The sequence below is a fragment of the uncultured Sphingomonas sp. genome (genome assembly GCF_913774285.1).
In the GTDB taxonomy this organism is placed as follows: domain Bacteria; phylum Pseudomonadota; class Alphaproteobacteria; order Sphingomonadales; family Sphingomonadaceae; genus Sphingomonas.
This window is the reverse complement of sequence record NZ_CAJYHX010000007.1, coordinates 125,214-141,744: the sequence shown is the minus strand read 5'-3', so window position 1 is coordinate 141,744 and position 16,531 is coordinate 125,214. Positions and strand designations below refer to the sequence as shown.

At 66.4% G+C, this 16,531-nt stretch carries 19 protein-coding genes; 7 read left to right on the top strand and 12 right to left on the bottom strand.

The annotated features are described in order from the left end of the window. Positions 1 to 70: 70 nt before the first annotated feature. Positions 71 to 2,248 carry a DPP IV N-terminal domain-containing protein gene (locus QZ670_RS03650; RefSeq protein WP_294252405.1) on the bottom strand — a complete coding sequence of 726 codons (2,178 nt, stop codon included), beginning with the start codon at positions 2,246 to 2,248 and terminating at the stop codon, positions 71 to 73. A 255-nt stretch (positions 2,249 to 2,503) separates the two neighbouring features. On the opposite strand from QZ670_RS03650, the gene QZ670_RS03645 reads away from it, so the two are divergent. Beyond that, positions 2,504 to 2,920, top strand: coding sequence for a hypothetical protein (locus QZ670_RS03645; protein ID WP_294252369.1), 417 nt, complete (start codon positions 2,504 to 2,506; stop codon positions 2,918 to 2,920). A gap of 28 nt (positions 2,921 to 2,948) precedes the next feature. On the opposite strand, the gene QZ670_RS03640 is transcribed toward QZ670_RS03645, so the two are convergent. Then, positions 2,949 to 3,341 (bottom strand): GAF domain-containing protein, encoded by a 393-nt coding sequence (locus QZ670_RS03640; protein WP_294252368.1) that lies wholly within the window; start codon positions 3,339 to 3,341, stop codon positions 2,949 to 2,951. 390 nt (positions 3,342 to 3,731) lie between these two features. On the opposite strand from QZ670_RS03640, the gene QZ670_RS03635 reads away from it, so the two are divergent. Continuing rightward, positions 3,732 to 4,040 carry a hypothetical protein gene (locus tag QZ670_RS03635; protein ID WP_294252366.1) on the top strand — a complete coding sequence of 103 codons (309 nt, stop codon included), beginning with the start codon at positions 3,732 to 3,734 and terminating at the stop codon, positions 4,038 to 4,040. Positions 4,041 to 4,208: 168 nt separating this feature from the next. On the opposite strand, the gene rplS is transcribed toward QZ670_RS03635, so the two are convergent. From rplS to QZ670_RS03610, 5 genes are read right to left on the bottom strand one after another with little or no spacing between them, the layout of a single operon-like run. Further along, positions 4,209 to 4,595, bottom strand: coding sequence for a 50S ribosomal protein L19 (rplS, locus tag QZ670_RS03630; RefSeq protein WP_064309669.1), 387 nt, complete (start codon positions 4,593 to 4,595; stop codon positions 4,209 to 4,211). A 1-nt stretch (position 4,596) separates the two neighbouring features. Continuing rightward, positions 4,597 to 5,331, bottom strand: a complete 735-nt coding sequence (trmD, locus tag QZ670_RS03625; RefSeq protein WP_294252364.1) for a tRNA (guanosine(37)-N1)-methyltransferase TrmD — start codon at positions 5,329 to 5,331, stop codon at positions 4,597 to 4,599. Then, positions 5,328 to 5,705, bottom strand: a complete 378-nt coding sequence (locus QZ670_RS03620) for a type II toxin-antitoxin system VapC family toxin (protein WP_294252362.1) — start codon at positions 5,703 to 5,705, stop codon at positions 5,328 to 5,330. Before QZ670_RS03620 ends, trmD begins: the two co-directional genes overlap by 4 nt. Beyond that, a complete protein-coding gene (locus QZ670_RS03615) occupies positions 5,698 to 5,967 on the bottom strand; it encodes an AbrB/MazE/SpoVT family DNA-binding domain-containing protein (RefSeq protein WP_294252360.1) in 270 nt (89 codons plus the stop codon). The genes QZ670_RS03620 and QZ670_RS03615 overlap by 8 nt, the downstream gene beginning before the upstream one ends. 56 nt (positions 5,968 to 6,023) lie before the next feature. Further along, complete coding sequence (locus QZ670_RS03610) at positions 6,024 to 6,392, bottom strand: type II toxin-antitoxin system VapC family toxin (protein WP_294252357.1); 369 nt, start codon at positions 6,390 to 6,392, stop codon at positions 6,024 to 6,026. Between the two features lie 55 nt (positions 6,393 to 6,447). Between QZ670_RS03610 and QZ670_RS03605 the strand changes: the two genes are divergently transcribed. After that, a complete protein-coding gene (locus tag QZ670_RS03605; RefSeq protein ID WP_294252355.1) occupies positions 6,448 to 7,350 on the top strand; it encodes an NAD(P)/FAD-dependent oxidoreductase in 903 nt (300 codons plus the stop codon). A 13-nt stretch (positions 7,351 to 7,363) separates the two neighbouring features. Here the strand turns inward: QZ670_RS03605 and QZ670_RS03600 are convergent, their stop codons facing one another. The 4 genes from QZ670_RS03600 to ffh form a co-directional block, all read right to left on the bottom strand. Then, a complete protein-coding gene (locus QZ670_RS03600) occupies positions 7,364 to 8,785 on the bottom strand; it encodes an aspartyl protease family protein (RefSeq protein WP_294252354.1) in 1,422 nt (473 codons plus the stop codon). Between the two features lie 99 nt (positions 8,786 to 8,884). Further along, entirely contained in the window at positions 8,885 to 9,385 is a 501-nt protein-coding gene (gene rimM, locus QZ670_RS03595; protein ID WP_294252352.1) for a ribosome maturation factor RimM, read from the bottom strand. 63 nt (positions 9,386 to 9,448) lie between these two features. Then, positions 9,449 to 9,835 carry a 30S ribosomal protein S16 gene (rpsP, locus tag QZ670_RS03590; RefSeq protein ID WP_294252351.1) on the bottom strand — a complete coding sequence of 129 codons (387 nt, stop codon included), beginning with the start codon at positions 9,833 to 9,835 and terminating at the stop codon, positions 9,449 to 9,451. A 48-nt stretch (positions 9,836 to 9,883) separates the two neighbouring features. After that, entirely contained in the window at positions 9,884 to 11,365 is a 1,482-nt protein-coding gene (gene ffh, locus QZ670_RS03585) for a signal recognition particle protein (RefSeq protein ID WP_294252349.1), read from the bottom strand. A 236-nt stretch (positions 11,366 to 11,601) separates the two neighbouring features. On the opposite strand from ffh, the gene QZ670_RS03580 reads away from it, so the two are divergent. Further along, complete coding sequence (locus QZ670_RS03580) at positions 11,602 to 13,200, top strand: EAL domain-containing protein (RefSeq protein ID WP_294252347.1); 1,599 nt, start codon at positions 11,602 to 11,604, stop codon at positions 13,198 to 13,200. Here QZ670_RS03580 and QZ670_RS03575 read toward each other — a convergent pair. Continuing rightward, on the bottom strand, positions 13,175 to 13,753 hold the full coding sequence (locus QZ670_RS03575; RefSeq protein WP_294252345.1) for a DUF924 family protein: 579 nt from the start codon (positions 13,751 to 13,753) through the stop codon (positions 13,175 to 13,177). The two genes, QZ670_RS03580 and QZ670_RS03575, sit on opposite strands and share 26 nt — an antisense overlap. Here QZ670_RS03575 and mtaB point away from each other — a divergent pair. From mtaB to QZ670_RS03560, 3 genes are read left to right on the top strand one after another with little or no spacing between them, the layout of a single operon-like run. Beyond that, entirely contained in the window at positions 13,753 to 14,979 is a 1,227-nt protein-coding gene (gene mtaB / locus QZ670_RS03570; protein ID WP_294252343.1) for a tRNA (N(6)-L-threonylcarbamoyladenosine(37)-C(2))-methylthiotransferase MtaB, read from the top strand. The two genes, QZ670_RS03575 and mtaB, sit on opposite strands and share 1 nt — an antisense overlap. Continuing rightward, positions 14,976 to 15,911: a signal recognition particle-docking protein FtsY gene (gene ftsY, locus QZ670_RS03565; RefSeq protein WP_294252341.1), complete on the top strand. Its 936-nt coding sequence runs from the start codon at positions 14,976 to 14,978 to the stop codon at positions 15,909 to 15,911. Before mtaB ends, ftsY begins: the two co-directional genes overlap by 4 nt. Then, positions 15,904 to 16,527: a septation protein A gene (locus QZ670_RS03560; protein ID WP_294252339.1), complete on the top strand. Its 624-nt coding sequence runs from the start codon at positions 15,904 to 15,906 to the stop codon at positions 16,525 to 16,527. Before ftsY ends, QZ670_RS03560 begins: the two co-directional genes overlap by 8 nt. Positions 16,528 to 16,531: the final 4 nt, after the last annotated feature.

Sequence of the window (16,531 nt, the reverse complement as noted above, 5' to 3'; positions counted from 1 at the left end):
AAGAGGGGGCGTGCCGCACTGCTACGACACGCCCCCGGTCTTCTACGTATCCGTGTGTGTTCTTAAGATCTTACTTGACCAACGATCGATCAAGGAAGTTCAGAACTGTAGTCCATAAATGCTCGCTGATGCCCGGACCGCCCACCCGGTGGGTCTGCCCCGGATACAGCATCATCTCGAACGGCACCTTGTGCTGCTGGAGCGCGGCGTACATTGCCGTACCGTTCTCCAGGACGACATTATCGTCCGACATGCCGTGGATCATCAGCAGCGGATCGGCGATATTCGCCGCGTCCCCCAGCGTGCTGGACGCCTTGTACGCGTCCGGAACCCGGCGCGGATCGCCCATGTAGCGCTCGGTATAATGGGTGTCGTACAGCTCCCACTTGGTCACCGGCGCACCGGAAATGCCCGCGGCGAAGGTGCCGGGCGCCGCTTCCAGCATCTTCAGCGTCATGTAGCCGCCATAGGACCAGCCGTAGGTGGCGATCCGCTTCGGATCGACGAAGGGCAGCGATTTCAGATAGGCTGCGCCGGCCAGCTGGTCCTGGACTTCCGCGCTGCCCATCGCGTGCCAGATCGCGCTTTCGAACGCGACGCCGCGATTGGCCGAACCGCGATTGTCGATCTGGAACCAGATATAGCCGTGCTGGACCAGATATTGCTGGAGCGATCCACCCCAGGCGCGGCTGACTGTCTGCGAATGCGGCCCGCCATAATGCTGGAAGAACACCGGGTAGCGCCTGCCGGGCTCCAGCTTCGGGGTGATCATCTCCCAGTGCAGCTCGGTGCCGTCAGGCCCCTTGATGGTGCCGAAGGTCCGCTCGCGATGCGCAGCCAGATAAGGGTGATAGGGGTGGCTCGCATCGCCGACCGCATTTTCCTGCACCCAGGCGATCCGCTTGCCGTCGGCATCGGCGAGATAGACCTGGCGCGGCTGGTTCGGGCTGGAGCGGCTGACGATCGCACGGGTGCCGCTGGCGTCCATGCTCGCGGCGTTCCACCAGCCGCGCTGGGTCAGCCGGCTGACGGCGGCGGGCTTGCGATAATCGACCCAGTAGAGATGCCGTTCTAGCGGGTCGTCCTTGTTGCCCTGGAAATAGAGCCGGCCGCGCTTCTGGTCGACGCTGATGCCGTCGGGCGCCACTTCCCAGCCGCCCTTGGTCAGTTGGGTGAAGGTGCCCGCCTGCCAGCGATAAAGATGGCCGTGACCGTCCCGCTCGGACCACCAGATCAGGCTGCCGTCGTCGAGCGGCTTGAGGCCGTAGCTGAGGTTGATCCAGCTCTTCGGTGCCGCCTTCTCGCTGAACAGCACGCGCGATGCACCCGTAGCGGGATCGACGGCGAGCAGATCGAGCTGGGTCTGCGCGCGGTTCTCGCGCTGCACATACAGCGTTTTGCCGTCCGCCGCCCAGTCGACGCGGGCGAGGTAGATGTCGGGATCCGCGCCGAGATCGACCTTCACCCGCTTCTGCCCCGCGGGATCGAGCACATAGAGCTCGACGAGCACATTGGCGGTGCCGGCCTTGGGATAGCGCTGCTGGACGATGCTGGTGCCCTCGGCACCGATCGCGGCACGGGTGACGATGCCGACCGGCGCCTCGTCGAAGCGCTCGACCGCGACATAATTGTCATTGGGCGACCACCAATAGCCTTCGCTGCGCGCCATTTCTTCCTGCGCGACAAACTCGGCCTCGCCCCAATGCACCGGGCCGGCGCCATCCTGGGTAACGCGCGTCGCCTTGCCGCTGGTCAGGTCCATGATGACCAGGTTCTGATCCTGCAGGTAGCTGGCGAACTTGCCTGCCGGGCTGAGCGCCGCATTGAGCTTGGGCCCGGCAGCCGCAGGCAGCTTGTCGACCGTGCCGTTCAGCCGCGCACGGAACAGTTCGCCTTCCAGCGGCACCAGGATCGACTGTCCGTCGGGGGCCCAATCATAGGATATGATCCCCTTGGTGCCGCCGATGCGGGCGCGCTCGCGCTGCATCTTCTCGGCCTCGGAGAGTTCGGCGCCCGAGCCGAGCTTCTCCGAATCGACCAGCATGCGCCACTGGCCAGTGGCGGTATCGAGCGCCCAGAGGTCGTAGCGCTCGCGATCCGCGTCCCGGTTGCGCAGCAGGGTGAGATACTTGCCGTCCGGCGACAGCTGCACCGCGCGCGGCGCCGGGCCGTCCAGCGCAGGGCTGGCAAAAATCCGCTCCAGCGTCAGAGGCTTGCCGGTCTGCGCCTGCGCCGCGGCATCAGCCATGCTCACCCCCATCGCGATCGCCGCCCCGGTAACGCCCAGCATCCATTTGCGCATCCAACACTCCGCCCTTCCGGCGCCCAATGGCCGGCAGCGGGTGGTTTATCGCGCCGGGCCCGCGCGTAAAGAGGCGGCGGCCGCCCGGCTACAACCGTTACAACTAGCGGACGGGCGATCGGACACTTCCGCACAGTCACTAACAAGTTGTTTAGAAGGCTAATGAAAGGCAAGGCGAATTAAAGATATTCAAACGTCGGAATGAATATACTCGACGCGAGGTGTGATTATGGTAAAGTCCGGATCACACAAGTTGCCGGAAACACGGCAGCCGCGGTGGAGCCGCGAAGCGGGGCGCGCTCGATCGATCAGGAGAAGTACCGCATGTCGGTGGACCGTCTCGGCAGGATAGGTTCGGGTGTTCCGGTAGAATGCGCCACGCGGTTGCTGGAGCAGAACTGGCCGCGTTCGACGCTTCTCACGCCCGCCGATATCGGATTGGGCGGCCGGGAAACGGCCGCCGCCGAATTTCTCGGCATGGTTGAATCGCTCAGCGATGCCGGGTTCCTTGCTTATGAGGCACTGGTATTCAACAGCGACGGCCCGATGCTGGTCGATGCCACCCTAACCGCCCGCGGACGCGCGATGCTGGCGAGCGAGACAGACCGGGCGAACTGAACGCGCTTCCCGCCCCCGCGGCCGTCCGTCAGTGGACGCTGGGTTGCGCGCAATCGATGCGACCAGCAAGCGCCTGCAGCAATGCGATGTCCGCATCCTCGAAACGACGCTCGTCCCGATCGAGCACGGTCAGCGCGCCGACCCGGCGACCGTCACGCCACAAAGGCACCGACAACTGGCTGCGATAGCCGAGCGCCATCGCTTCGATCGGGTCGGACAGCCTACGAGCGGAATCGACGGCTTCGACGCCGTCGGCGGTTGCGAGCACGGCACGCGATCCGGTGCGGAGGACCGCAATGTCGCCGCGGAGCAATATCACCGCAGCACGTACAATCCGGCTTTCCTCAGGCATCATCTCGCCCGCGGCACACTGGCCGAATCGATCATCCAATTTCAACGCTGCAACGCCCCAAGCCGACATGACTACACCCTGATGAAAACGGTTGTATCGTAAGCGACTCGCGCAGTTCCGGGCAGTACGGAGTTTTACCAGCGGCACAGTTACCGGCACGGGGACTGGGGGATGTTCCAGAACGAGACGAACACGGAAGTTATCAACCGGTAAATTCGTTTCGGATGCAATCCACGTCTAGGCAGAATTTGCCTAGTCGCGTAAATGCTGCGTCACAGCACGACTCCGGGACCGGAAAAATCCGATTCGGCGGATGTGCGCATAGGAATGTTGCGGAACCGGCCGAGGGTCGATGGCGTGGTTCTGATAGATGCAGTTTTGAGCAGATGATCGGTGGGTTCGCGTAGGGCTCTTCGGGTTGCACAAAAGCATGCGGACCATGTTGCTGAGGAGGACCTGATGTCGATGAGCGGGGAAGGTCGTGAGGCGCTGGGCGCCCTCGATTCGCGCTGCATTGTCGCAATCGCCGATGCGTTGCAGCGCAGCTGGCCGGGCAGTGCAACGCTGACCCCGACGGCGCTGGACCTTGGCGCGTCGCTGGATCGCCACCACGCCTTCGTCGCGGCCGTGCAGGGCCTCTGCGATCGTGGCCTTCTTGCCTATGAGGCGCTGCTGATCGGCATCGGCGGACCCGAGGTGCGCGACGCGGCGCTCACGGCGCGCGGGCGCGCCCTGCTCCAGAACGAAAGCTTTCGCGCCGCGGCGTAAGCCACGCGATCCTCCGCCGATACCGGATGCGCCGCGACGGATCCCGTCTGCGGCGCTTTTCTTTTGTGTGAGGGATGAGAAAACCGGCCACGGCGACCGATGCCGGCAACGAAAAAGGCGTGCGAACCGCAGGGTCCGCACGCCTTTCGCGTTCTGGGAAGACCAGCCTTATTCGGCGGCCTGCGCCTCGGTGCGGGTATCGCGGCGCTCGGCGATACGCGCCGACTTACCGGTACGACCACGCAGATAGTAGAGCTTCGCACGACGCACGACACCGCGACGCACGACCTCGATCGAATCGATGTTCGGCGAATAGAGCGGGAACACGCGCTCTACGCCTTCACCGAACGAGATCTTGCGGACGGTGAAGTTCGAACCCATGCCCTTGTTGGCGCGCGCAATGCACACGCCTTCGAAGTTCTGCACGCGGGTACGCTCGCCTTCGACGACCTTCACACCGATGCGGACGGTGTCGCCCGGGCGGAATTCCGGAATCTTCTTGGCTTCGTTGAACTTGGCAATCTGCTCGGCTTCGAGCGTCTGGATGAGGTTCATCTCAGTCAGTCCCATGTTTTCGCCGCGCGCCAGAGGGAGACTGGACCCGAGCGCCCTCATGACGCTCCCAAAGATCCGGCCTCCTTAGCCGTGTATCGGTCTCCGCCATAGCGCGTCGCCAGGCTTCGATCCTCGCATGATCCCCCGATCGCAGCACTTCGGGGATCGTGCGCCCTTCCCATTCGACAGGTCGGGTATATTGCGGATATTCGAGCAGCCCCGTTTCGAAGCTCTCGTCCATGCCGCTGGAAGCCGCGCCCATTACGCCGGGAACGAGCCGAATGCAAGCATCGAGCAGCGTCAGGGCCGCCATTTCACCCCCGGAGAGGATGTAGTCGCCGATCGAGACCTCCTCGATGTCGCGCGCTTCGAAGATCCGCTCGTCGAACCCCTCGAAGCGGCCGCATAGCACGATGGCCCCCGGGCCCGCCGCGAGCTCACGCACGCGGTCCTGCGTCAGCGTTCGTCCACGCGGCGTCATCGCGAGGAGCGGGCGTCCTTCGCGGGGAACGCTGTCGATGGCCGCCGCCAGAACGTCGGCGCGCAGCACCATCCCCGCCCCGCCCCCGGCCGGCGTATCGTCCACCGAGCGATGCTTGTCGGTGGCGAAGTCGCGGATCTGCACCGCCTCCAGCGACCACAGCCCTTCGCGCAGACCGCGCCCGGCCAGCGAGATGCCGAGCGGGCCCGGAAACATCTCGGGGTACAGTGTCAGGATAGTTGCAGCGAAGGTCACAGCGTCCAGTTCTCGAGCTTGAGGTCAGGGATGTCGGCGAAATCCCGTTCGTTGTTGGTGATCAGCGTCAGGCCGGTCGCAATTGCCTGCGCTGCGATCAGCCGGTCGAGGCGGGCGCGGCGGAAGGGCAGCCGGGCATAGACCTCCGCAGCGGCAGCGTCGAACGGCAGCAGCACGACGTCACGAAGAAAGCTCTGCAAGGCACGTTCGGCTTCCGGCGCTCGAATGCCGAGCCGGACCTCCGCATAGCTGATGGCCGACACGGCCAGGCTGCCGCGCGCCTGCTGGCGGACGCGCGCGTTGAGCGGCACCACCGAACCCTGAAGCAGGTAGATGCAGATATTGCTGTCGAGCAGAAAGATCGGGTCAGGCATCGCGCCGTAACTTGCGCAGATCCCAGTCGAGCGGGCGCTCTTCCAGTTCGCGGTCCTCGTCCGGGATCAGCTTCAGATGCGGAAGCGCGCCGATCCAGTCGCCGCTGATCTTCTCCTCGCCGTCCACCGGCTCCACCGAGAAGCCGCGGCGTTCCTCGCGCAGCACCACTTCGGCGCCCTCCTTCAGGCCCAGCGCCTTGGGCAGGCGCAGCGCCAGCGAATTCCCCGACTTGAAGATCCTGGCGCGATATTCCTCGCCCATGCGCTGCCTCCGTATATACGCAATGTATATACATTCGGCGCGGAAGCGCAACGCGCTCAGAACCAGTCTTCGATCCGCAGCCCCGGCACGGCACGGAAATCGCGGCCGTTATGGGTAACCAGCGTCGCTCCCAGCGCGAGCGCGTGCGCGGCGATCAGCCGATCATGACGCCCCCGCGCGGCGCGCGCCGCGGGGAACGCGCGTGCAGCCACCGCATCGAAGTCCAGCACGGGGATCGTCTTGAGCAACGCATCCAGCGCGGCGCTGCCCTGCCCGGCCCCGTCCATCAGCTCTGCAAGGCTGATCGCCGAAACCCCAATGGCGCCCGGCTCGGCCGCCTCGATCCGCCGCGCGACCGGCGCGCCGCCGCCCCGCAACAGACGGATGCAGACGCAGGTATCGAGCAGATAATCGGGCGTGGCCATCCCCTGCCCTACAACCGATCGGGGAACCTGTCGCAAGCCCAAGCGCTGGCGCGCGATGGACGATTGCATCATCATCGGCGGCGGCCCGGCGGGGCTCACCGCGGCCATCTATCTCAGCCGCTATCATCTGAAGATTCGCCTGTTCGACTGCGGATCGAGCCGCGCCGCGCTGATCCCCTGCACGCACAACCATGCCGGCTATCCCGAGGGCATCTCTGGCCTCGACCTGCTCGCGGCGATGCGGACCCAGGCGGAGAAATATGGCACGGTGCGCGAGGCGGCGAAGGTTACGCGCCTGCGGCCGATCGAGGGCGGGTTCGCGGCGCGAATCGGCGAGCGGGAGGTACGCGCGCGATCGGTGCTGCTGGCGACCGGCGTGATCAACCACCGCCCGCCAATGCCTGACGACCTCCACGACGCGGCGCTGGCGCGGGGCCAGATCCGCTACTGTCCCGTGTGCGACGGCTATGAGGTCACCGACAGGCGCGTCGGCGTGTACGGCACCGGCGAACACGGCGCGCGCGAGGCGCTGTTCATCCGCAGCTTCACGCAGGACGTGACGCTGATCGCCCCCGATCGCCATGACCTCCCAGCGGAACAGATCGCGCAGCTGGACGCGGCAGGCGTGGCGCGCGTCGAGGGCCCGGCTACCGACTGGAAGCTCGAGAAGGATCAAATCCTCCTCACGACGCCTACGGGGCCGTTGGCGTTTGACAGCCTCTACCCTGCGCTCGGCTCGCATATCCGCTCCGAGCTGGCCATCGAGGCCGGTGCCCGCGCCGACGACAGCGGCTGCCTGGAAGTGGATGACCACCAACGCACCTCGCTCCCCGGCCTGTTCGCCGCCGGCGACGTTGCCAAGGGGCTCGACCAGATCAGCCACGCGATGGGCGAAGCGGGGGTCGCGGCGACGACGATCCGCAACATGCTGAACGCGGAAGCGCCGCTCTGGCGGTAGAAACCTGCCCCTTTCACTGCCCTGGACCGGTAAGCCCCGGCAACACCGCGCGCCGCCGCGCTCGAGCGGTGTTTTTCCAGAAAGCTCCCAAATCGGGCGCATTGAGTACGGTGGAACAGGCACCGGCCGCCTCGCGCCCCGAACCCTTGGTGCACCGATCGAATGCCTCCGTCACCCGCCCGACACCGACCGGCTCAAGCAGCGGCATCGGCGGCGCCGACCCAAGGCGCGCGGAGAGTTCGGCAGCACCAAGATAATCCCTTGCGACAATGGACACCGTTTCCCCGCCGCAGATGCGGGCCTGCACGGTCTGCCCGACGGGCGGATTGATATCGCCATAGAACCCCTTGAGCTCCGCGATAGTCCTGCCGTTGAGCGCACAGATCCGATCCCCGGGCTTCAAGGTCGTTTCCGACGCCGGGGAGCCGAGCATCAGGTGGGTAATCAGCAGCCCGTTGAGGTCTTTGCGGTACTGGTTTCCGACATGACTTGGATCGAGCACGTCGGCGGTTCGATCCGGCCCATAGAGGAGCAGCCCGCCCCCGCCTGCGTCGAGCATGAAGCTGGATCGCCGCAACACGCCATATCCGACCGATGCAGCAAAACCCCGGCCGGAAAGCGGCCCGCCCGCCGGTTCTATCGAGGCGAAAATCGGCCCCCGGCGGATACCGCCAATCTCAACCGATGGGAGACTGACCCTGCCCGATATCAACGGACCACCACTGCCGACGCTCCGGATGTCGCTGCGCTTGTGCACACAGCGCTGCAATTCCTCGCGCTCCGGCACCAGATGCAGGTCGCTGTCGGAACCGCTGTCGAGCACCGCCCTGACGGTCACCCCGCAAATCGTCGCGTCGAGCGTCACGAAACGACTTTTGGGATCGATGCGGACAGGGATCGTCATCGCGCCCTTCGGAAGATCGCCCGCGATGAGAAACCGCGCCCGACGCTGCTGCCACTCGACCTGCAAGGCCCATTTGCGAAGGAATTCGATCCCGATCGAGGCCTGCACCCGCTTGTCGCCGCCAAAGGACTCGTCCGTCACCGTGACGGGCTCGTTCTTCATATGGATGCCGCCGATGATCAGTTCGGCAACCCGCGCCCGCGGATAAAATTTCGTACCACCATAGGCCTCAGTAGCGACCGGCTTGCCGAACTTGGCCTTCTCCGTCTCGGTCAGCAATTTGGACGAAAGCAGCACGCTGCCCGGCAGCGTCGATCCCGTATCGACATCCGCATAGGTGGCATGCCCGTTGACCGTGATCGGCAGGATCAGGCCATCGCCTTCATCGGCGTCGAGCGGCATCCACCGGAGCGCAGCCTGGGCGTCGAAGCGGAACGATGGGAGGTCTTCTTCCGCTGGATTCTGGGCGCGCGCTGCGGACGCAAGGACCAAACCGACCACAACTGAAACCGCGAAAAGGCCGATACGCATCTACCTGCCGCCATCTCGGTTCGAAAAGGTAACGACAGTCGGAAGATATCGACAACCGGACTCGGCGCAATGGAGTTCGTTAGCGGGCCGATCCTACTTCTATTCCACGAACGCGCTGGCGACGACGAGCTTCTCGTCATCCCAGCTCGGCACGGCCTCGGGCCGCATCGGCACCATGAAGCGCTTGCCGTCGGGGCGTTCGATCTCGATCACGTCCCCCGCGCCATAATCGTCGATCGCGACAACGCGGCCGATCGCGACCCCGTCCTCACCCAGCACGGGCAGGTCGAGCAGGTCGATATGGTAGTATTCGCCCTCGCCCAGCGGCGGGAGGGCGGCGCGCGGCACCGTCAGTTCGGTGCCGCGCAGTGCCTCGGCGGCATTGCGGTCCGCCACTTCGGCAAAGCGGGCAATCACGCCATTGGATCCCCCGCGCACCGACTTGAGCGTCAGCGTGCCGCCGTTGAAGCTCTTGTGCGCGGCCAGATCCTCGGCGAACACCTTCAGCCGCACCTCGCCGGCGATGCCGTGCGCGCCGATCACGGCGGCGAGCGTCACCGGGCGATCGCCGCGGGTCGAGGGAGCGGAAGGTTCTGCCATGATGGGATGCAGCGACGCACGAGCCATCCCTCCCGCACCAGCGCGCGGGAGGGATGTTCAAGCTCAGGCCTCGGCGGTCTCTTCGGCCGGCGCGGCAGCGGCTTCGGCAGCAGCCTTGGCCTTCTCGGCACGCTCCTCGGCGCGCTCCTTGGCCTTCTCGCCCGGCTCGGCCTTCTTCGGGTTGTTGCGGGCCGCACGCTCCTTGACGCCGGCGGCGTCGAGGAAGCGGAGGACACGATCGGTCGGCTGCGCACCGACGCCCAGCCAGTAGGTCGCGCGCTCGTTGTCCAGCTTCACGCGCTCGGGCGAATCCTTGGCGAGCAGCGGGTTGTACGTGCCGATCTTCTCGATGAACTTGCCGTCGCGGGGCGCACGGGCGTCGGCAACGACGATCCGGTAGTACGGGCGCTTCTTGGAGCCGCCGCGCGACAGACGCATGGAGAGAGCCATTCTACTTCACTTCCTTCTAGAGATACGATTGAAACAGGTTGAACTAAGTTACTTCTTCTTCAGCAAATTCTCGAAGCCCGGCGGCAGCTTGGCGCCGCCCGGCAGACCCGGCAGGCCGGCGCCCAGCTTGTCCATCATCTCGCCCATCTCGGCGCCGCCCAGGGCATTGCCGATGCCGCCCATGCCGCCGCCCGGGCCGCCCTTGGCGAGCATGCCCAGCATGCCCTTCAGGCCGCCCATCTTCTTCAGGCGCTTCATCGCGGTCTGCATCTCCTGATGCATCTTGATGAGCTTGTTGACGTCCTGCACGGTCAGGCCGCTGCCCTTGGCGATGCGGATCTTGCGCTTGGCGTTGAGCAGCTCGGGCTTGGCGCGCTCCTTGGGCGTCATCGAACCGATGATCGCGTCCATGCGGATCAGCACCTTGTCGCCGCCGACCTGGTCGACCGCGGCCTGCGCCTTCTTCATGCCGGGGATCATCCCCGCCAGCGCGCCGATGCCGCCCATCTTGCGCATCTGCGCCAGCTGTGCGCGCAGGTCGTTCATGTCGAACTGGCCCTTGGCGAGCCGGTTCGCCATGCGCTCGGCATCTTCCTGCTCGATCGACGCCGCAGCGCGCTCGACCAGGCTGACCACGTCGCCCATGCCGAGGATGCGGCCGGCGACGCGCTTCGGGTGGAACGGCTCGATCTGGTCGAGCTTCTCGCCCATGCCGGCGAACTTGATCGGCTGGCCGGTAACCGCGCGCATCGACAGCGCCGCGCCGCCGCGCGCATCGCCGTCCATCCGGGTGAGGATCACGCCGGTCAGCGGCACCTGCGCCGAGAAGTTGCTGGCGACGTTCACCGCGTCCTGGCCGGTGAGCGAGTCGACGACGAGCAGGATTTCCTGCGGCTTGGAGATGTCGGCGACCGCCTTCATCTCGTCCATCAGCGCCTGGTCGACGTGGAGACGGCCGGCGGTATCGAGCATCAGCACGTCGAAGCCCTGGAGCTTCGCCGACTGGAGTGCGCGCTTGGCGATGTCGACCGGCTGCTGGCCGGTGACGATCGGCAGCGTCGCCACTTCGGTCTGGGTGCCGAGCACCGCAAGCTGCTCCTGCGCGGCCGGACGATTGACGTCCAGCGACGCCATCATCACCTTCTTGCCCTGCTTCTTCAGCAGCTTGGCAAGCTTGGCAGTCGTGGTGGTCTTGCCCGAGCCCTGCAGACCGACGAGCATGATCACCGCCGGCGGGGTGACGTCGATCGCCAGCTCGGCGGTATCGGCGCCGAGCATGTCGACCAGCGCGTCATGGACGATCTTGACGACCTGCTGGCCCGGCGTGACCGACCGCAGCACCTGCTGGCCGACGGCCTGCTCGGTTACCTTGTCGACGAACTCGCGGGCGACGGGCAGCGCGACGTCCGCTTCCAGCAGCGCCACGCGCACTTCGCGCATCGCGGTCCGGACATCGGCCTCGGCGAGCGCGCCACGTCCGCGCAGGCGCTCGAAGACGCCGCCCAGCCGATCGCTCAAACTCTCGAACATGATGCCCAGATCACTCCAATTCAGTCCATGTCCCGCCAAACGCAAAACACGCCGGCGGACGAAACCTCGTCGGCCGGCGTCACCCCTTGGGGTGGCAAATGTCTCGCGTCCACGGAGGAACGGTGGGTCCTCTTAGCCGCAGTGGCGGGAGAAAGCAACCTCTACGGACTTAACCCGATCTACACGCCTTGCATGGGAAAACGCCGCTTCGTTAGTACGAGGGGCGTAGTGCGTCGATGACGCGGCAGCAGCATCAGGGCCGGCAGAACCGGCGGCAGGAGCGCGTGGCGGCGATCTTCAACGCGCTGTGCGTCGTCTCCGCGCTGCTCGCACTCGCGATCGGTGCGGTACTTGCCTTCGACCATGTCGAGCAGATCGTGCCGGGCGGCTGGCTGCTCGGCGTACAGGCCGTCAACCTCGTCCTCATTCTCCTCTGTGGTCGCCGTCTGGCCACGCGCCCCGCGCGTCGCGGCGCCGGCGAGCGCACACAGAGCGTCGCCAGCCGCGACCCGCTGACCGGCTTTCTTCACCGCAACAGCCTCACCGAGGAAGGCGCCGCGATGTTCGCCCGCGCGCACCGCCGCAGCCACGCGGTGGCGATGCTGGTGTTCGACCTCGACCGCTTCAAGGCAATCAACGATCTGCACGGCCACGCGATCGGCGACGCGCTGATCCGCACCGTGGCGCAGGAAGTCGCGCAGGCTCTGCCCCAGATGGCGCTGGCCGGTCGGCTGGGCGTCGACGAGTTCGCCTGCGCCTTTGCCTTCGATCCGCGCGAACCGGCAACCGTCGAGCGCATCGCCGAGCGGATCGTCACGCGCCTCGCCCAGCCCTTCGAGGTGGACGGCCATGTGCTGCACATCAGCTGCTCGCTCGGCATCGCCCGTTCCGACTTCGACTGCCCGAGCATCGACGCGCTGCTGCGCACCGCCGACATCGCGATGCACCAGGCGCAGAAGGCGGGGAAGAACCGCTTCGCCTGGTTCGACCCGGCGATGGAGCGCGCGCTGCAGGTGCGCAGCGCGCTCGAAAGCGGCCTGCGCGTCGCTATACCGCGCGAGGAGATCACCCCCTATTTCGAGCAGCAGGTCGATCTCGCCTGCGGGCGGCTGCACGGCTTCGAGGTGCTCGCCCGCTGGGAGCATCCGACCCATGGCATGATCCCGCCCGACCGATTCATCCCCGTGGCCGAGGATGCGGGGCTGATCGGCGACCTGTCGCTGTCGATCATGCGGCAGGCCTTCCATGCCGCGCGCGACTGGGATCCGGGGCTCAGCCTGTCGGTCAACATCTCGCCGGTGCAGTTGCGCGATGCCTGGCTGGCGCAGAAGATCATCAAGGTGCTCACCGAAACCGGCTTCCCTGCGCACCGGCTGGAAGTGGAGATCACCGAAAGCGCGCTGTTCGACAATCTCGCGCTGGCCCAGTCGATCGTCGGTAGCCTCAAGAACCAGGGGGTGCGGCTGGCGCTGGACGATTTCGGCACCGGCTATTCGTCGCTCGCCCATCTTCGCGCCCTGCCGTTCGACCGGATCAAGATCGACAAGAGCTTCATCCTCTCGCTCAACCAGAGCGCGGACTCCGCCGCGATCGTCAACACCATCCTGCGGCTGGGCGAGAGCCTCAACCTGCCGATCACCGCCGAGGGGGTGGAAGACGCCGCGATCGAAGAGCGGTTGCGTGCGATCGGCTGCGCCAAGGCGCAAGGCTGGCTGTACGGCAAGCCGCTGTCGATCGCGGGCGCACGCCGCCTGCTCGCCGAGCGGCGGCTGATCCTCCAGCCGGGCCCGCGGCTGGAGGGCGGCGATGCTACCAGCCAGCTCCAGGCTGGCTGAGATAGTCGAGCTCGTCGGGCGTGGAGATGCGCCCCAGCGCTTCGTTGCGTGCGGGGAAGCGGCCGAAGCGGTAGAAGACCTCGGCATGATCGCGCGCGTAGGCCATCAGTTCTTCATCTTCGAGGCTGGCGAAGCAGCGCAGGCTGAGCGCCTGGAGCTCGGCATCCTCCGCATGCTCGAAGGGCATGTAGAGGAACTGGCGCTGTTCCTTGGTCAGGCGCCGGTCCCAGCTGCGCTTCAAGGCGAGCCTGGCGAGATGCTGTGCCAGCGGGTCGCCGGCGAACGCCTCGGCCTGCCCGCGATAGATGTTGCGGGAGAATTGATCGAGCAGGAGGATCGCCGCGAGCAGCGTCTCGGGATCCTCGTCCCAGCCCGCCGCATCGCTCGCCAGCACCCGATCGCGCAGGTCACCGAACAGATCGGCGATCTCGCGATCGACCCCATCGGACTTCAGGAACCATTGTTCGGGCAGCAGCGCGTCGAACCAGAAGGCCAGTACCTGGCCCGCCCGGTGTTGGACTTCTGCGGTCGGCGTCCTTAGATCGCTGGCCAATGTCCCTCTCCTCGCCTCTCATCCTTAACATGGGCTGCCGGCTGAACCTAGCCGAAGGTGAGTCGATCCGTGCGCTGCTGACCGGGCGAGACGCGATCGTGGTGAACAGCTGTGCGGTGACCAACGAAGCGGTGAAGCAGACCCGCCAGGCGATCCGCCGCGCCCGCCGCGAACGGCCCGAGGCGGAACTGGTCGTCACCGGCTGTGCCGCGCAGATCGATCCGGCTGCCTTTGCGGCGATGCCCGAGGTGGACCGGGTGATCGGCAATGCCGAAAAGCTGCGGCCCGAGGCCTGGGCATCCGAGGTCAGGGTGCAGGTGCAGGACATCCTGGCCGTGCGCGAGACCGCGCCCCACCTCGCCGCCAGCTTCTCCACCCATGCGCGAGCGTTCGTGGAGGTGCAGAATGGCTGCGACCATCGCTGCACCTTCTGCGCGATCCCCTTCGGACGCGGGAACAGCCGGTCGGTGCCGGCGGGTGCGGTGATTGATCGGATCGCGATGCTCGCCGAAGCGCATGGCGAAGTGGTGCTGACCGGCGTCGATCTCACCAGCTACGGCCATGATCTGCCGGGTGCTCCCACGCTGGGATCGCTCGTGGAGCGCATCCTCCGTCACGTCCCCCGCCTCCAACGGCTGCGACTTTCCTCGCTGGACGGGATCGAAGTCGACGACCGGCTGTTCGCGCTGCTCACCCAGGAGCCGCGCGTGATGCCACACGTCCATTTGTCGCTCCAGGCGGGCGACGACATGATCCTCAAGCGGATGAAGCGCCGCCACAGCCGCGCGCAATCGGTGGCGCTGGCCGAGCGCCTTCGCGCCGCGCGACCCGAGATCGCTATCGGTGCGGACCTGATCGCCGGTTTTCCGACCGAAGACGAGACAATGTTCGCCAACACGCTCGCGCTCATCGCCGATTGCGGCGTGGTGCATGCGCACATCTTCCCCTATAGCCCGCGCGCCGGCACGCCCGCCGCGCGCATGCCGCAGGTGGCGCCCGCCATCATCCGCGACCGCGCCGCCCGGCTGCGCGCTGCGGCGGCCGAGCAACGGACGCACTGGCTGGAAGCCCTGGTCGGCAGCCGCCAGCAGGTGCTGGTCGAGCGCCCGGGCGACCGCGGGCATGCAGAGAATTTCGCCGAGGTGCGGCTGACCGCCCCCCGGCAGACTGGAGAAACGGTGAACGTGACGATTGCACGCGTCGAAGACGGAAAGCTGGTCGCATGAGCGGGCCCGGCTGGCATGAAAAGCTGCTCGGCGGCTTTCGCAAGACGTCGGACCGGCTGCTCGGCAACCTCGCCGGTCTGTCGCTCGCCCGGCTGGACGAGGCGACGCTGGACGAGATCGAGGAAGCGCTGATCGCCTCGGACCTCGGCCCCGCCACCGCTGCCAAGGTCCGCGCGCGGCTCGCCGAAGGGCAGTTCGAGCGCAATCTGGAAGAACTCGGCATCCGCGTGATCGTCGCCGAGGAAGTGGCCAAGGTGCTCGAGCCGGTCGCCAAGCCGCTCGAGATCGAGGCGTTCCCGCGCCCGCAGGTGATCCTCGTCATCGGCGTCAACGGATCGGGCAAGACGACGACGATCGCCAAGCTCGCCAAGCAGCTGGTCGACCAGGATTACAGCGTGATGGTCGCCGCCGGCGACACCTTCCGCGCCGCCGCGATCGGCCAGCTCAAGACCTGGGCGGAGCGGATCGGCGTGCCGATCGTGGCGGGCGCCGAGGGTGGCGACGCCGCCGGCATCGTGTTCGAGGCGGTGAAGCGCGCGACCGAGATCGGCACCGACGTGCTGATCGTCGACACCGCCGGCCGCCTGCAGAACAAGCGCGAGCTGATGGACGAGCTGGCCAAGGTCCGCCGCGTGCTCGGCCGCCTCAATCCCGCCGCCCCGCACGACGTGGTGCTGGTGCTCGACGCCACCACCGGCCAGAACGCGCTCAACCAGATCGAGGTGTTCAAGGAAGTCGCGGGCGTCACCGGCCTCGTCATGACCAAGCTTGACGGCACCGCGCGCGGCGGCGTGCTGGTCGCGGCGGCGGAGAAATACGGCCTGCCGATCCATGCGATCGGCGTCGGTGAAAAGGTCGACGACCTGCGCGGCTTCGACCCGGTCGAGGTCGCCCGCATCATCGCCGGCGTGGAGGAACTGACCCATGGCTGATGTCGCCCCGCCGCCCAAGGCCTCCGCAGGTCTCCGCATGGCGCTGGATTACGGCCCGCTGATCGTGTTCTTCGCGGTCAACAGCCTGGCGCCCGGCGTCCAGCTCCAGCGCATCTTCACCGCCACCCTCGCCTTCATGATCGCGATGGCGGTGGCGATCGCGGTCTCCTGGTGGAAGACACGCCACGTCTCGCCGATGCTGTGGATCACGGGCGTGCTGGTGCTCGTGTTCGGCGGGCTGACGCTCTATTATCACGACCAGACCTTCATCCAGGTCAAGCCGACCATCGTCTATGCGATGTTCGCGGTGATCCTCGGCTACGGCCTGATCACCAACAAGCCGCTGCTCCAGACCATGCTCGAATCCGCCTATCCGGGGCTGAGCGCCAAGGGCTGGCGGCTGCTGACGATCAACTGGACCGTGTTCTTCGTCGCGATGGCCGTGCTCAACGAAGTGATGCGCCACATGCTCGACTGGGACCGCTGGGTGACGTTCAAGACCTGGGTGGTGATCCCGCTGACCCTGGTCTTCGCCATCGCCAATATCCCGATGCTGCTGCGCCACGGCCTGCAGCTGGAAAAGCCCGAGGACGCGCCCGTCCCGCCGGAAGGCTGATCGC

Bases quoted from the DNA above. Each gene is read 5' to 3' on its own strand.
- QZ670_RS03650 (WP_294252405.1), bottom strand. From the start codon at position 2,248: ATGGCTGATGCCGCGGCGCAGGCGCAGACCGGCAAGCCTCTGACGCTG.
- QZ670_RS03645 (WP_294252369.1), top strand. From the start codon at position 2,504: ATGAATATACTCGACGCGAGGTGTGATTATGGTAAAGTCCGGATCACA.
- QZ670_RS03640 (WP_294252368.1), bottom strand. From the start codon at position 3,341: ATGTCGGCTTGGGGCGTTGCAGCGTTGAAATTGGATGATCGATTCGGC.
- QZ670_RS03635 (WP_294252366.1), top strand. From the start codon at position 3,732: ATGTCGATGAGCGGGGAAGGTCGTGAGGCGCTGGGCGCCCTCGATTCG.
- rplS (WP_064309669.1), bottom strand. From the start codon at position 4,595: ATGAACCTCATCCAGACGCTCGAAGCCGAGCAGATTGCCAAGTTCAAC.
- QZ670_RS03620 (WP_294252362.1), bottom strand. From the start codon at position 5,705: ATGCCTGACCCGATCTTTCTGCTCGACAGCAATATCTGCATCTACCTG.
- QZ670_RS03615 (WP_294252360.1), bottom strand. From the start codon at position 5,967: ATGGGCGAGGAATATCGCGCCAGGATCTTCAAGTCGGGGAATTCGCTG.
- QZ670_RS03610 (WP_294252357.1), bottom strand. From the start codon at position 6,392: ATGGCCACGCCCGATTATCTGCTCGATACCTGCGTCTGCATCCGTCTG.
- QZ670_RS03605 (WP_294252355.1), top strand. From the start codon at position 6,448: ATGGACGATTGCATCATCATCGGCGGCGGCCCGGCGGGGCTCACCGCG.
- QZ670_RS03600 (WP_294252354.1), bottom strand. From the start codon at position 8,785: ATGCGTATCGGCCTTTTCGCGGTTTCAGTTGTGGTCGGTTTGGTCCTT.
- rimM (WP_294252352.1), bottom strand. From the start codon at position 9,385: ATGGCAGAACCTTCCGCTCCCTCGACCCGCGGCGATCGCCCGGTGACG.
- rpsP (WP_294252351.1), bottom strand. From the start codon at position 9,835: ATGGCTCTCTCCATGCGTCTGTCGCGCGGCGGCTCCAAGAAGCGCCCG.
- ffh (WP_294252349.1), bottom strand. From the start codon at position 11,365: ATGTTCGAGAGTTTGAGCGATCGGCTGGGCGGCGTCTTCGAGCGCCTG.
- QZ670_RS03580 (WP_294252347.1), top strand. From the start codon at position 11,602: ATGACGCGGCAGCAGCATCAGGGCCGGCAGAACCGGCGGCAGGAGCGC.
- mtaB (WP_294252343.1), top strand. From the start codon at position 13,753: ATGTCCCTCTCCTCGCCTCTCATCCTTAACATGGGCTGCCGGCTGAAC.
- ftsY (WP_294252341.1), top strand. From the start codon at position 14,976: ATGAGCGGGCCCGGCTGGCATGAAAAGCTGCTCGGCGGCTTTCGCAAG.
- QZ670_RS03560 (WP_294252339.1), top strand. From the start codon at position 15,904: ATGGCTGATGTCGCCCCGCCGCCCAAGGCCTCCGCAGGTCTCCGCATG.